Origin of the sequence: Streptomyces sp. AM 4-1-1 (genome assembly GCF_029167625.1) — a bacterium.
In the GTDB taxonomy this organism is placed as follows: domain Bacteria; phylum Actinomycetota; class Actinomycetes; order Streptomycetales; family Streptomycetaceae; genus Streptomyces.
In genome coordinates, this window is sequence record NZ_CP119145.1 from 6,296,443 (window position 1) to 6,309,789 (window position 13,347).

General features: G+C 72.1%; 12 protein-coding genes and 1 pseudogene. 7 read left to right on the top strand and 6 right to left on the bottom strand.

Annotated features, from left to right (window positions below):
• Positions 1 to 42: 42 nt before the first annotated feature.
• Entirely contained in the window at positions 43 to 837 is a 795-nt protein-coding gene (locus PZB75_RS26605; RefSeq protein ID WP_275537822.1) for a chitosanase, read from the bottom strand.
• Between the two features lie 74 nt (positions 838 to 911).
• Between PZB75_RS26605 and PZB75_RS26610 the strand changes: the two genes are divergently transcribed.
• From PZB75_RS26610 to PZB75_RS26625, 4 genes and pseudogenes are all read left to right on the top strand, one after another.
• Positions 912 to 1,595: an alpha/beta hydrolase gene (locus tag PZB75_RS26610; protein WP_275537823.1), complete on the top strand. Its 684-nt coding sequence runs from the start codon at positions 912 to 914 to the stop codon at positions 1,593 to 1,595.
• Positions 1,596 to 1,805: 210 nt separating this feature from the next.
• Positions 1,806 to 2,783 carry a fibronectin type III domain-containing protein gene (locus tag PZB75_RS26615; protein ID WP_275537824.1) on the top strand — a complete coding sequence of 326 codons (978 nt, stop codon included), beginning with the start codon at positions 1,806 to 1,808 and terminating at the stop codon, positions 2,781 to 2,783.
• Between the two features lie 184 nt (positions 2,784 to 2,967).
• Positions 2,968 to 3,117 (top strand): annotated as a pseudogene (locus tag PZB75_RS26620) (YfcC family protein); the annotation flags it as partial.
• Between the two features lie 287 nt (positions 3,118 to 3,404).
• Positions 3,405 to 5,693, top strand: coding sequence for a glycosyl hydrolase family 18 protein (locus PZB75_RS26625; protein ID WP_275537825.1), 2,289 nt, complete (start codon positions 3,405 to 3,407; stop codon positions 5,691 to 5,693).
• A 216-nt stretch (positions 5,694 to 5,909) separates the two neighbouring features.
• Here PZB75_RS26625 and PZB75_RS26630 read toward each other — a convergent pair whose 3' ends face one another.
• Positions 5,910 to 6,485 carry a nucleotidyltransferase family protein gene (locus PZB75_RS26630; protein ID WP_275538879.1) on the bottom strand — a complete coding sequence of 192 codons (576 nt, stop codon included), beginning with the start codon at positions 6,483 to 6,485 and terminating at the stop codon, positions 5,910 to 5,912.
• 362 nt (positions 6,486 to 6,847) lie between these two features.
• On the opposite strand from PZB75_RS26630, the gene PZB75_RS26635 reads away from it, so the two are divergent.
• A complete protein-coding gene (locus PZB75_RS26635; protein WP_275537826.1) occupies positions 6,848 to 7,162 on the top strand; it encodes a DUF5955 family protein in 315 nt (104 codons plus the stop codon).
• Between the two features lie 91 nt (positions 7,163 to 7,253).
• Here PZB75_RS26635 and PZB75_RS26640 read toward each other — a convergent pair whose 3' ends face one another.
• Both PZB75_RS26640 and PZB75_RS26645 read right to left on the bottom strand, forming a co-directional pair.
• Positions 7,254 to 7,901: a response regulator transcription factor gene (locus PZB75_RS26640; RefSeq protein ID WP_275537827.1), complete on the bottom strand. Its 648-nt coding sequence runs from the start codon at positions 7,899 to 7,901 to the stop codon at positions 7,254 to 7,256.
• Positions 7,898 to 9,139: a sensor histidine kinase gene (locus PZB75_RS26645; protein ID WP_275537828.1), complete on the bottom strand. Its 1,242-nt coding sequence runs from the start codon at positions 9,137 to 9,139 to the stop codon at positions 7,898 to 7,900. The genes PZB75_RS26640 and PZB75_RS26645 overlap by 4 nt, the downstream gene beginning before the upstream one ends.
• 110 nt (positions 9,140 to 9,249) lie before the next feature.
• On the opposite strand from PZB75_RS26645, the gene PZB75_RS26650 reads away from it, so the two are divergent.
• Both PZB75_RS26650 and PZB75_RS26655 read left to right on the top strand, forming a co-directional pair.
• Positions 9,250 to 10,341, top strand: coding sequence for an ABC transporter permease (locus tag PZB75_RS26650; protein ID WP_275537829.1), 1,092 nt, complete (start codon positions 9,250 to 9,252; stop codon positions 10,339 to 10,341).
• Positions 10,338 to 11,027, top strand: coding sequence for an ABC transporter ATP-binding protein (locus PZB75_RS26655; protein ID WP_275537830.1), 690 nt, complete (start codon positions 10,338 to 10,340; stop codon positions 11,025 to 11,027). Before PZB75_RS26650 ends, PZB75_RS26655 begins: the two co-directional genes overlap by 4 nt.
• Before the next feature lie 185 nt (positions 11,028 to 11,212).
• Here the strand turns inward: PZB75_RS26655 and PZB75_RS26660 are convergent, their stop codons facing one another.
• Both PZB75_RS26660 and PZB75_RS26665 read right to left on the bottom strand, forming a co-directional pair.
• Positions 11,213 to 12,022: an IclR family transcriptional regulator gene (locus PZB75_RS26660; protein WP_275537831.1), complete on the bottom strand. Its 810-nt coding sequence runs from the start codon at positions 12,020 to 12,022 to the stop codon at positions 11,213 to 11,215.
• A gap of 232 nt (positions 12,023 to 12,254) precedes the next feature.
• A complete protein-coding gene (locus PZB75_RS26665; RefSeq protein WP_275537832.1) occupies positions 12,255 to 13,085 on the bottom strand; it encodes an aldo/keto reductase in 831 nt (276 codons plus the stop codon).
• Positions 13,086 to 13,347: the final 262 nt, after the last annotated feature.

Consider the following 13,347-nt stretch of genomic DNA (forward strand, 5'->3'; position numbering starts at 1 on the left):
GAGCGCCCGGTGGCCGGGCGCGCGTACCGGAGGCGACAGGGCTCAGGGGGCGTCGATGCGGTACGTGTCCCCGTACACCTTCCAGCGCAGCGGCGGACTCAGCTGGAGATTGCCCTCCCGGACGAAGACCCGCTGGGCCGTCTCGACACGGCTGCTGTCGTTGTGCGAGGGCTCCTCGGCGATCGCCGCCACCCGGGCGTCGAGGAAGGCGTTCAGGTACGCCTCCTCGTCGCCGCCGCGCGACGGCGGTTCGGCCTTCGCCAGGGCCTGCTTCCGTATCGTGGTGAAGCCGACCGTGCCCTCGGTGTCGCCATGGCCGTGCATCACGTACGCGTCGTAGTAGATGAACTGGCCCAGCGCGCTCAGACCGTCCTTCTCCGCCCGGCTCACCGCCGGTTCGAAATAGGAGCGGTCCCGCTCCGCGTCCTGCGCGGCCCGGAACGCCGGGTCCTTCGCGGCCCGCGCCCAGGCGGCGGTGAAGGGATCGCCGAGTCCGGTGTGCGCGTCGGTCCCCTTCACGGCGCGGAGCGCGGGCAGGAACCGGGCCAGCGCGTTGCCGGGGCGGTCCGCCGTGTACCGCTCGACGACCGACAGCATGTCGCCGGTACCGGAGCAGAAGCCGATGATGCCCGCGGTGTAGCCGCGACCGTCGCCGATGTCCTCGATGTACTTGTACTCGGCCCGCCAGTCCAGCGAGGAGTTCTCCGCGCTGGACACCAGCTGCATCGCGATCCGCTTCTTCGCCGGGTCGCGGAGATCGGTCTCCGGGTCCTCGGAACCGGAGCACCCGGTCAGCACGGCGAGCGCGACGGCGGCGCAGATCAGGGGACGGACCATGGGCTTCACCTCTACAGCCTGCCATGTCCGTCCGGTGGAGCCGGGGCCGGTCCGGCGGCTGTAGCGTCTTGGGCATGGAAGATCAGTCTGTTGTGGATGTCGGCGACGTGCGGCTCGCGTATCGGACCTGGGGTGACCCGTTCGGCTCGCCGGTCGTCCTGCTGCACGGCCTCGGAGGGTCCGCCGCGAGCTGGGAGGCCACCGGAAGCCTGCTGGGCGAGGAGTGGCGGGTGTACGCGATCGATCTGCGCGGGCACGGGGAGAGCGACTGGCCCGACGAGTACTCCGTCGAGCTGATGCGGGACGACGTCATGGGCTTCCTGGACGAGTGCGAGCTCGACCGGGTCGGGCTCGTGGGACACGCGATGGGCGGTGTGGTCGCGCGTCTGCTGGCCCAGGAGCACTCGGACCGGGTGGAGCGGCTGGTGCTGGTGGAGACCCCGCCGCCGTTCGCCTCGGAGAGCGCGCCGGCCGCGGAGCCCGAGGGGCCGGCGGACCATGACGAGGCCGTCGTCCGCGCGATCCGGGCCCAGTTGGCCGATCCCGATCCGGAGTGGGCGGACGGGCTGGGGGAGATCGTCGCACCCACGATGATCGTTTCCGGCGGTCCGCAGAGCACCATGCCGCAGGAGTACGTCCAGGACATGGCGGCCCTGATCCCGGACTGCCGGACGATCACCGTCCCGGGCGGCCACGACGTGCACGAGACCCGGCCGGACCAGGTCGCCCGGGAGATCACCGAGTTCTTCACCAGCTGACCGGCCCCCGGGCCCAGGAGAACACGTACGGCGGGTGCGGCTCCCCGGCGGGGCGCCGCACCCGCCGCGCGTCTCCCGCCGGTCCTGCCCGCGTTCCTTCCCCGGCGCACACCGGCACAATGCGGAAGGTTCCGCTCCCTCCTCTTGTCGTGGACCCGTCGGCCGTGCCATACAGGTCTGGACCATTGCTGACGGACGGAAGGCAAGACTGTGCAACGCCCCCACGGACACATCGCGTTGGCATGTTCCGCCGCCCTGCTCATCGCGGCCCTCTCGGCATGCGGTCAGGACGAGACGAAGGACACGGAGAAACCGACGGCCCCGAGCGGGGTGACGGCCCAGGCGAGCAGTGCCACCTCCGTGCACGTCATGTGGGAGAAGTCCTCCGACAACAAGGCGGTCACCGGCTACGAGATCTACCGCGCAGGCAAGAAGGTCAAGTCGGTCGCCGCGGTCCGGCAGATGATCGACGTGGACGGGCTCGCCGCCTCGACCGCCTACACCTTCACCGTGCGGGCCCGCGACGCCGCGGGGAACCTCTCCGAACCCAGCGCCACCGTGCCCGTCACCACCCCCGCTCCCACCCCCGCCGACCACGAGGCGCCGACCACCCCCACGAAGCTGCGCGCCAAGGCGGACGGCAGCCGGGCGGCGCACCTCTCCTGGGGCGGCTCCACGGACGACATCGGCGTCACCTCGTACGACATCTACCAGGAGGACTCGCGCATCCACAGCGTGCCCGGCACACAGACCACGGCGCACCTCACCGGTCTGCGGCCCGGCACCGTCTACACCTTCACCGTGCGGGCCCGTGACGCCGCCGACACCTCGTCGGCCGACAGCAACGCCGTCGACCTGACCACCGCGTCCGCCCCCGGCGCCCCGGCCAGCACCGCCCCCACCGATCTGCGCGCCACGACCAGCACCCAGGGCAAGGAGTACGCGGTCGACCTGTCGTGGCAGCAGCCCGAGACGGGCGGTGAGATATCCGCGTATGAGCTCTATCTGAACGGCCGGCTGACCACCACGATCGTCTGGGGCGCGCAGCCTCCCGCGGGCCGCGCGACCTATCAGCTCACCACCGGCGACCCGGCGGGCACCCGCTACTGGGTGAAGCTCCGGGCCAAACTGCCGGACGGGAAGTGGGGCGACTTCTCCGCCCAGCGGACGGTGGTGCTGGGCCACTGAGGGCCGCGCGGGCGGGGGTGCGGGCCGTCGCGCCCTGTGATCCGTTGATCCCGGGGACCTCATGCCGGACCGCGGGCACCGGGCGCCGGACGTGACGAGGAGACGGGGCGCGGGCGGCTGATCCAGGCGGGAAGCCGCCGGGCGGGCGCGTTCCGCTCACCTTCCCCGGCGCGCCGGCCGTCCGCTGAACCTCTGGGTGCCGACGACGGCGGTCTCGGACGGCGGGGTGGCACTGGCGAAGGTCGGCCGCGGCACGCGTCTGCGGTGCGTCCCACCGCTGTTGGCGATTCTCGCCGTGCTGATCAGTGGGTTCGTGGCGGTCGGGACCGTCCTCGTCCGACGGCTGAGGGGACCCGTCGCCCGCTGTGTGCGCCCGCGAACGGGCGCGTGTCCGCCGGGCGAGGACATGGCGGACGAACCACGACCGGAACGGTGCGTTGCCGGTCTCGGCCAATTGGTCTGTACCTCTTGACGTAGTGGTCCAGACCTCTTAGCTTCCCCTGTGCTCCATGGCACAGGCACAGGCATCACGGCACCAGGCACCAAGGCATCAAGGACGCCCCAGGACGTCCTGCTCCCCCCTCAGGACCGGTATCGGTCCCTGCCCGCCAAGGGAGAACCATGTTCACGCACATGCCACTGAGAAGGAGATCGGCGACCGCCCTGATCGCCGCTCTCGGTCTTCTGCTCGCCCTGCTGTCGCTCCAGGCACCCGCCGCGCACGCGGCGGGCAAGCTGACGGCCACCTTCACCAGCGCCGACAACGGCCCCTGGTGGAAAGGGACGTTCGTCATCCGTAACGACGGCGACGCCGCGGTCACCGGCTGGTCCCTCGAATTCGACCTCCCCTCCGGGGTGAAGATCGACTCCTCCTACAACGGGACTGTCACCACCCAGGGCAGTCACATCACCGCGGTCAACGCCCACTACAACGGCACGGTCGCGGCGCACAGCACGACCGAGCCGTACAGCTACTGGTTCGTCGCCACCGGTCCGATCACCGCGCCGACCGGCTGCCGCATCAACGGCGACAAGTGCGACGGTTCCGCGGACGTGCCGCCGACGGCGCCCTCGGGGCTGAAGCAGACCGACGTCACGGCCCGCACCGCCACGCTCTCCTGGACGGCGGGATCGGCGGGCGACTTCCCGGTCGCCTCGTACGAAGTCCTCGCGGGCGGCAAGGTGGTGGGCAACGCGACCGCGACGACCACCACGACCGTCACCGGACTGACCCCCGCCACCGACTACTCCTTCACGGTCCGGGCCAAGGACACCCGGGGCAACGTCTCCGCCGAGAGCGCCCCGCTGACCGTCAAGACCGTCGACCCGGCGAGCGACACCTCCCCGCCGACCGCGCCGGGGAACCTGCGTTCCACCGCCGTCGACTCCAGCAGCGTCACCCTGGCCTGGACGGCCGCCACGGACAACCAGCGGGTCGCCGCGTACGACGTCTACCGCGGCGGAACCCTCGCCACGACCGTCTCGGGCACGACCACCACCGCCACGATCGGCGGCCTGTCGCCCTCGACCCCGTACACCTTCACCGTGAAGGCCCGTGACCCCGCGGACAACGCGTCCCCCGCGAGCAACGCCCTCACCGTGAAGACCGGCGACATCGTCGGCGCGGGCAAGTACGCCAAGGTCGGCTACTTCGTCCAGTGGGGCATCTACGGCCGCCAGTACTTCGTCAAGAACCTCCACGACTCCGGCGCCGCGGCGAAGCTGAACGTCATCAACTACTCCTTCGAGAACATCGACCCGAACAACCTCACCTGCATGAACGGCGTCACCAAGGGCACCACCGCCGATCCGGAGGACCCCGAACAGGGCACCGGCGCCGGTGACGCCGACGCCGACTACGCCCGTCCGTTCAGCGCCTCCCAGTCCGTGGACGGCGTCGCGGACGACGGCTGGGGCAAGCTGCGCGGCAACTTCAACCAGCTGAAGAAGCTCAAGAAGCTGCACCCCGACCTGAAGATCGTCGTCTCGCTCGGCGGCTGGACGTACTCGAAGTACTTCTCCGACGTGGCGGCCACCGACGCCGCCCGGAAGAAGTTCGTCTCCTCCTGTGTCGACATGTACCTCAAGGGCAACCTCCCCGACTACAACGGAGCGGGCGGACCCGGCACCGCGGCCGGCATCTTCGACGGCTTCGACATCGACTGGGAGTGGCCGGGCAGCGACACCGGGCACCCCGGCAACCACTGGTCCACCAACGACCGGGACAACCTGACCCTGCTGCTCGCCGAGTTCCGCAAGCAGATGGACGCCCTGGGCGGCGAACACCGCCTCCTCACCGCGTTCACCCCGGCCGACCCGCAGAAGGTCACCGAGGGCTGGGACCTGGCCAAGGTCTTCAACTCCCTCGACGTCGCCAACGTCCAGGGATACGACTTCCACGGCTCCGGCAGCGACAACTCCTGGGAACCGAACCGCACCGGCCACCAGGCCAACCTCTACGCGGACGCCCAGGACCCGTACAACTTCCACTTCAGCGCCGACGCGGCCATCAAGGCCTACACGGACGCGGGAGTCGAACCGCGCAAGCTGACCCTCGGCATCCCGTTCTACGGACGCGGCTGGCAGAACGTCGTCGACGGCGGAGCCGCAGGCGAATGGCAGACGGCGGGCGGCGCGGCCCCCGGCCAGTTCGCGGAGGAAGCGGGCACCCGTGGTTACTCCAACCTCATCGGCGCGTATCCGACGATGGCGGTCCACCACGATGAACAGTCGATAGCCACCTACGGATACACCGGCAACCAGTGGTGGTCCTTCGACGACGCCTGGTCCATCGGCAAGAAGACGTCCTATGTGAAGGACAAGGGCCTGCTCGGCGTCATGATCTGGGAAATGTCCGGTGACACCACCCAGGGCACTCTCATGAACGCCCTGGAGACCGGTCTGAAGTAGCACCACCGGTCCGGCGGCCCGCCCCCGGCGCCTCGCGCGGCCGGGGGCGGGCCTCTTCGCCGGACCACTCGTTCCCCGGCGGCGGCCTCGCGGGCCGGACCGGCGGTGGCGTCCACACCGAGCCGGCGAGGGCCGCTTCGGTGAGAGCCGCGTGGGTGACGGCCGCTTCGGTGGACTCCGAGCCGACGAGGGCCGCGTCGGTCGGGGCCGCGTCGGTCAGGACTGTTCGAGACGGGCCAGATCCGCGGGGGTGTCGATGTCGTACGCCTCCGCCACGTCGGAGCATTCGACGAGCGCCAGCGCGTCCCGGTGCGCCCGCAGATACTCCCGGGCGCCCCGGTCGCCCACGGCCCCGGCCGCGATGTCCGGCCACCGCCCGGCCCCGAACAGCACCGGATGACCGCGCGCCCCCTCGTACGCTGCCGCCGCCAGACTCGCCCGCGAGCGGTACGCCGACCGCACCCGCTCCACCGCCCGCGCGCCGATGCCCGGCTGGTCCACCAGCACGACGAGTGCCGCGTCCGCCCCGCTCCCCGCGAGCGCCGCGAGACCCGCCCGCAGGGACGACCCCATGCCCTCGGCCCACCCGGGATTCACGGTCACCTCGCACCCCGACAGATCGGCCCGCTCCCGGACCGCGTCGGCCGCCGCGCCCAGCACCACCAGGACCGGCCCGCAGCCGCCCTCGCGCAGCGCGCGCACCGCGTGTTCGACCAGCGGGCGGCCCCGGTGCTCCAGCAGGGCCTTCGGCCGGCCACCGAGCCGTCGGCCACCCCCGGCGGCCAGCAGCAGACCGGCGACCAGGGGAGGACGCGGCGGCCCCGAGCGTTGTGAGGGACGTGAGGGACGCGGGGCGCCGGAGGTGTGAGCCATGCGCCCTGGATACCCCGGATGCGGACGCGGCGCGCATTTCCCGGGCGGGACCCGTCCCGGTACCGCGTCCCTGGTCACTGCCCCGCCGGCCCACAGTTCACTCTTCGCACAGGAGAATCCAAGGTCACCCTCAGGGTCACCCCGATTTACGTCGGCGTGGTGGCGCCGGACACCTGGCATGGCGTTAACTTGCGTCCGACCCCAGGTACTTGACCACCGTCCGGGACCTGGTCGACACACCGGCACAAAGATGTGTGAGGGGGAGTGCTTTGTTGCGAAGCGTGGGGCAGAAGCGGGTGACCGGCAGCGCCGAGGACCCGAGAGTCACCGGGCTGCGCACGGCCGTCTCCCGGCTCCGCCGTGAACTGGCCGGGAACCCCGGCGACTTCCCGGACCGGGGGATCGCCGAGGAGGAGCTGGCCGCGCTGGACGCGATGGCGGTCGACGGTGTGCCGGAGATTCCCCGGATGCGTCGCTCGCTGCTGCTGATCGCGGGGGCGATCGGCTCGGTGAGCGCGCTGGCCGTCGCGCTCAGGGACGTACGGATCGCCGTCGACCTCTTCGGTGAGCCTCCGCCGCGTCACTGGAACGAGTGATTGTTGCCCGGCGCCCCGGAGGGGGGAGCCGGGCACCATGCGTTCGAGAGGTGCGGCGGGTGTTCGAGAGGGTGGTGCGCGGGGTGGGCCTTCAGCGGCGGATCAGACGGCGGGCGGTGGCCACGGCCACGGCCGAGGTGCGGGAGTCGACGCCGAGCTTCGCGTAGATGTGCACCAGATGGGACTTCACCGTCGCCTGACTCAGGAACAGCCGCTTGCTGATCTGGAGGTTGGAAAGGCCCTCGCCGACCAGGCGCAGCACCTCCAGCTCCCGCTTCGTCAGCGCGTCGGCCGGGGTGCGCATACGGTCCATCAGCCGGTGGGCGACCGCCGGGGCCAGCGCGGACCGGCCCGCCGCGGCCGTGCGGACGGCCGCTGCCAGTTCCTCGGGCGGCGCGTCCTTCAGCAGATAGCCACTGGCCCCCGCCTCGACCGCCGCCAGGATGTCGGCGTCCGAGTCGTACGTGGTCAGGATCAGCACCCGGGGGGCTCCCGGCTCCGCCGTGATCGCGGCCGTCGCCTCCGCGCCGTGCATCCCCCCGCCGAACTGGAGGTCCATCAGGACGACGTCGAACTCACCGGTCGCGGCCAGCGCCACGGCGCGTTCGGCGGTGGCGGCCTCGGCGGTCACCCGGAGGCCGGGTTCGGTGTCGAGGACGGCGCGCAGCCCCGCCCGTACCACCGGGTGGTCGTCGGCGAGCAGCAGCCGGACGGTGGCGGGTTCGGGTTCCGTACTCATACGGCGTCCTCTCCGTGCGGCGGTGGCGGTGGTGACAGCGGCAGGGGCAGGGTGAGCGCGACGGCCGTGCCCTGGCCCGGAGCCGACTCGACGCTCAGCGTGCCGCCCAGCGACCGGGCCCGGGACCGCATCGCGGGCAGCCCGAAGCCGCCGGGGTCGGTTCCCGCGTCCCGCGCGCCCGGGGCCGTTCGCGGGCCGGGCCGGGCCTCCGGCGCGAATCCCCGGCCGTCGTCCACGACGTCCAGCGACACCGAGGTGTCCATGAAGCTGAGGGTGATCTCCGCGCGCCGGGCGTGCGCGTGGCGCACGGTGTTGGCGAGCGCCGACTGCGCGGTGCGGAGCAGCGCCACCTCGTACGGGGTGGGCAGCTCGACCGGGGTCCCGCTGACCGCGAACCGCACGGTGAGGTCCGGGCCGGTGGTGCGGTCCCGGAGTCGTTCGAGCGCGCCCGTCAGCGAACCGTGTTCCAGGTCCGGCGGCGACAGGGCGCGGACGAAGCGGCGGGCCTCGGCGAGGTTGTCCTGCGCGGCCTCGCGGGCCCGCCGGACGTGCGGCGCCGCCGGGGCGTCGTCGGGCAGGGCGCGTTCGGCGGCCCGCAGCAGCAACTGGATGCTGGACAGCCCCTGCGCCAGGGTGTCGTGGATCTCGCGCGCCAGCCGCTCCCGCTCGGCGAGCGTGCCCGCGGTGCGTTCGGCCGCGGCCAGCTCGGCGCGGGTGGAGACCAGTTCCTCGATGAGTTCGCGGCGCCGTTCGCTCTCCCGGAACAGCGCGTCGTACCCGAGCACCGTCGCGACCGCGACGGCCGCCCCCAGCAGCGGGCCGATGAACGCGCCGGGGCTGACTTCACGGCCGTGCCAGACGAAACTGGTGATGGCGGCCGCCGCGGTGACGGCGACGGCGGGCAGGCCCCAGCGGATCGGCAGCAGGTGCAGCTGGAGGAAGTAGAGCGGGAACGCCACCCACAGGGCGTCCGGCGAGACGGTGAGCAGTGCGATCCAGACCGCGCCGAGACCGGCCGTCCAGAGGGCGGCGGCCCGGGTCAGCGGCTGCACGGCGGGGGCCGCCACCCCCGCCGCGTAGACCGCCACCAGTACACCGGCCAGGGCGACGGTGGCGGTGGCGTGCGGCGCGTCGTCGCTCACGGCCCGCGCCACGGCGAGCACCAGCAGACCCACCAGCAGGGCGTGCAGACACAGCCGCAGCGCGGTGGTGACCGGAGTGTGCGAACGCGAATCCATGATCCGGCCAGCGTAACCGCGCCGGGCCGTCGGCCGGTCAATCGAAAGGTTGATGTCAGGCCCCTCCGGCGCGCGATGTTTCGGGGCGGGCGGGGCCGGAGGCTGGAGGCATGTTCGTCGCATGGAGAGATCTACGGTTCGCCAAGGGCCGGTTCGCGCTCATGGGCTCGGTCGTGGTGCTGATCACGCTGCTCGTGGGCCTGCTGTCCGGTCTCACGGCCGGCCTCGCCCGGGAGAACACCTCGGCCGTCACAGGGCTGAGCGCCGATCATCTGGCGTTCGCCGCCCCACCGGACGGCCAGTCGGTGTCCTTCACCAATTCGACCGTCGAGGAGAAGGACTGGCGGGCCTGGGCACAGCGCCCGGGTGTGCAGTCCGCGGAGCCGCTGGGCATCCGTACCCTCGACGCCGCCGCCGGGGACCGCACGACCGCGCTGTCGGCGTTCGGCGTCCGGCCGGACTCCGGCCTCGCGCCGGGCGGTGACGGGCCCGCGCGGGTCGCGCCGGGCCGGGTCGTGCTCTCCGAAGGAGCCGCCGACGACCTGGGGGCCCGGGCCGGCGACCGGATACGGATCGCGGGCGTCGAGGAGACCGTGGCGGCCGTCGCCGGCGACGCCTCGTACAGCCATACGCCGGTCGTGTGGACCTCCCTCGACGACTGGCAGCGGTTCGGCGGCTCCGGCACGGGGCCCGCGCGGGCCACGGTGATCGCCCTCACCACCGGCGACGGAGTGGACCTGGCCGCGGGCGACAGGGCGGCGGGCACCAGCACCCTCTCGCTCACCGACTCCCTCACCGCCATCGGGTCCTACCAGGCCGAGAACGGTTCGCTGCAACTCATGAGGGGCTTCCTCTTCGCCATCTCCGCGCTCGTCATCGGCGCCTTCTTCACGGTCTGGACGATCCAGCGCGCCGGGGACATCGCGGTCCTGAAGGCGCTCGGCGCCTCCACGCCGTATCTGCTGCGCGACGCGCTCGGGCAGGCCGTGGTGATGCTCGCCATCGGTACGGGAGCGGGCACCGCGCTCGCCTCGGGGATCGGCGCGCTGGTCAGCGGAGGGGCCGTGCCGTTCGTCCTGGACGCGTCGACGGTCCTGCTGCCCGCACTCGTGATGATCGTCCTCGGCGCCGCGGGGGCGGCCCTGTCCATCCGACGGATCACCGCCGTCGACCCGCTCACCGCACTCGGGAGTGTCCGATGACCCTCACCCTCGCCGATGTCACCCTCACCTACCCCGACGGCGACGGCCGGCTCACCGCACTCGATCGCGTCAGTCTGGACGTTCCCGAGGGCTCGATGACCGCGGTCGTCGGCCCGTCCGGCTCCGGCAAGTCCAGCCTCCTCGCGGTGGCCGCGACCCTGGTCACGCCGGACGAGGGACGGGTCGTCGTGGCCGGTACGGAGCTCGCCGGACTCGGCCCCGCGCGGAAGGCGGCCCTGCGCCGCGAGCGCATCGGCATCGTCTTCCAGCAGCCCAATCTGCTGCCGTCGCTCACCGCGGCCGAACAGCTCCAGGTGATGGTCAGGCTGGCGAGCCCGTCGCGCGAGGAGAAGCGGGCGGCGCGGGGCCGGGCGCTCGAACTCCTCGACGCGGTCGGCCTCGCCGACAAGGCCGACCGCAGACCGCACCAGCTGTCCGGAGGGCAGCGGCAGCGGATCAACATCGCCCGCGCGCTGATGAACGGCCCGTCGGTCCTGCTGGTGGACGAGCCGACCAGCGCACTCGACCACGAACGGGGCGCCGCCGTGCTGGACCTGCTGGTCACGCTGACCCGGGAGCGGTCGACGGCGACCGTGCTGGTCACACACGACCGCGCACACCTGGACCGGGCGGACCGCACGGTCACCATGGCGGACGGCCGGCTCACCGAGCTCGCGGCGAGATGAGGACGGGCAGCGGACGGTACGGGTGGGAGCCCTGTGCGGACACGGACACCGGGCCCCACCCGCCCGGCCGGTACCGCCCGGCCCCGGTCCGGACGAGACGGCACTCCGCGTCGAATCCTCGGCCGCCTCACGATCGAAGCCGTGGAACGCCGCTCGCCGGTCCACGCCCCGCCGTGGGGAACCCGTTACCGAAGGGGCGTGGCGCCGCCGCTGTTCGCCAGGGCCTCGGACAGCTCCTTCGCGGCCTGCTGGAGGATCGGCACGATCCGCTCCGTCGCCGCCTCCGTCACCCGTCCCGCCGGTCCCGAGATCGAGATCGCGGCCGAGGTCGGGGAGTCGGGTACGGGCACGGCCAGGCAGCGGACCCCGATCTCCTGCTCGTTGTCGTCCACCGCGTAGCCCGCCGAGCGGACCTGTTCCAGCGCTTCGAGGAAGCCCTCGGCAGTGGTGATCGTCTTCTCGGTGGCGGCGGGCATCCCGGTACGGGCCAGCAGCGCGCGTACCTCGTCCGGCGAGGCGTACGCCAGCAGGGCCTTGCCCACGCCCGTGGAGTGCGGCAGCACCCGGCGGCCCACCTCGGTGAACATCCGCATGGAGTGCTTCGACGGGACCTGTGCCACGTACACGACCTCGTCGCCGTCGAGCAGCGCCATGTTCGCGGTCTCGCCGGTCTCCTCGACCAGCCGCGCCAGACAGGGGCGGGCCCAGGTGCCGAGCAGCCGGGAGGCGGACTCGCCGAGCCGGATCAGGCGCGGGCCGAGGGCGTAGCGCCGACTGGGCTGCTGACGTACGTAACCGCACCCCACGAGCGTGCGCATCAGCCGGTGAATGGTGGGCAGGGGGAGGCCGCTGCTCGCGGAGAGCTCACTGAGTCCCACCTCGCCCCCGGCGTCCGCCATCCGCTCCAGCAGGTCGAAGGCCCGCTCAAGGGACTGCACACCACCGCTGGGACCGGCGGGCTTGGAGTCGGCTGTGCTGGCGTGGGACGACGGCACGTCAACGGTCCTTTCGAGGCGGAACAGCAAGGCAGCAGCCTACCGGGCGGCCCCCGGTCGGCACACTGCTCCAAAACGGCGTCCTCGCCGGTCAGGCGCCGTTTGTCCGGGTGTCGGCCGACCCGGCCGCCGCGTTCCGTACTGCCGCGTGCGGCTCGTACCGTGTTCCGCTGCTCGAAAGTGACCTTCTGCTGTGTGGAAGTTTCCGGAGTTCCTGGAGGTCTCCGGTCCCTCAGAACTCCTCGTGCACGTCAGGGTCGCCGCCGAACCGCTTGCGGGGGCCGGCGGAGATCCTGGCCAGTTCGTCCTCGGACAGCTCGAAGCCGAAGATGTCGAGGTTCTGCCGCTGGCGACCCGAATCCGCGGACTTCGGGATCGGCACCGCGCCGAGCTGGGTGTGCCAGCGCAGTACGGCCTGCCCCGGTGTCACACCGTGCGCCTCGGCGATGGCCACCAGCTCCGGGTCCTCCAGCAGCGCCCGGCCACGCCCCAGCGGACTCCAGCTCTCCGTGACGATGCCCTTCTCGGCGTGCACGGCCCGCAGTTCTTCCTGGGGGAAGAGGGGGTGCAGCTCGATCTGGTTGACGGCGGGCAGCACACCCGTCTCCTGCTCCAGCCGGTCGAGGTGTTCCGCGGTGAAGTTGGAGACCCCGATCGAGCGGACCAGCCCCTCCTCGCGGAGCTTGATCAGGGCCTTCCAGGTGTCCACGTACAGGCCGACGCGCGGCAGCGGCCAGTGGATCAGGTACAGATCGACATGGTCGAGCCCGAGATTGCGGCGCGACTCCTCGAAGGAGGCCAGCGTCTTCTCGTAGCCGTGATGCCGTCCGGGCACCTTGGTGGTGACGACGATCTCCTCGCGCGGTACGTCACCGTGGAGGATTCCACGCCCGGTGCCGGTCTCGTTGCCGTAGTTCAGCGCGGTGTCCACGAGCCGGTAGCCGAGGCCGACGGCCCCGAGCACGGCCTTCTCGGCGTCGTCGTCGCCCATCGGGTAGGTGCCGAGGCCGATCGCCGGGAGGGTACGTCCGTCGTTGAGGGTGTGAACCGGGGTCTCGGTCATGATCTCCCTTTTCGTTCGAGTACCTTCCTGGCCAGGGTAACGACCGCCCGCTCCCGGCGCGGGCGGGCACCGGCCGGTGGGGTACCGGGGCCCGCCCGCGCCGGGAGCGGCGGCGTCGGAACGCAGGGCGACGGCGCGGCGGCCCAGTCCCTCGATCCTCCCGACGACCGCCCGGGCCGCCTCCTCGTTCCGTACGTACGTCAGTGCCACATCGACGCCGTCCCGGGCGAGACGGAGTGCGATCGCGGCGCCGATGCCACGG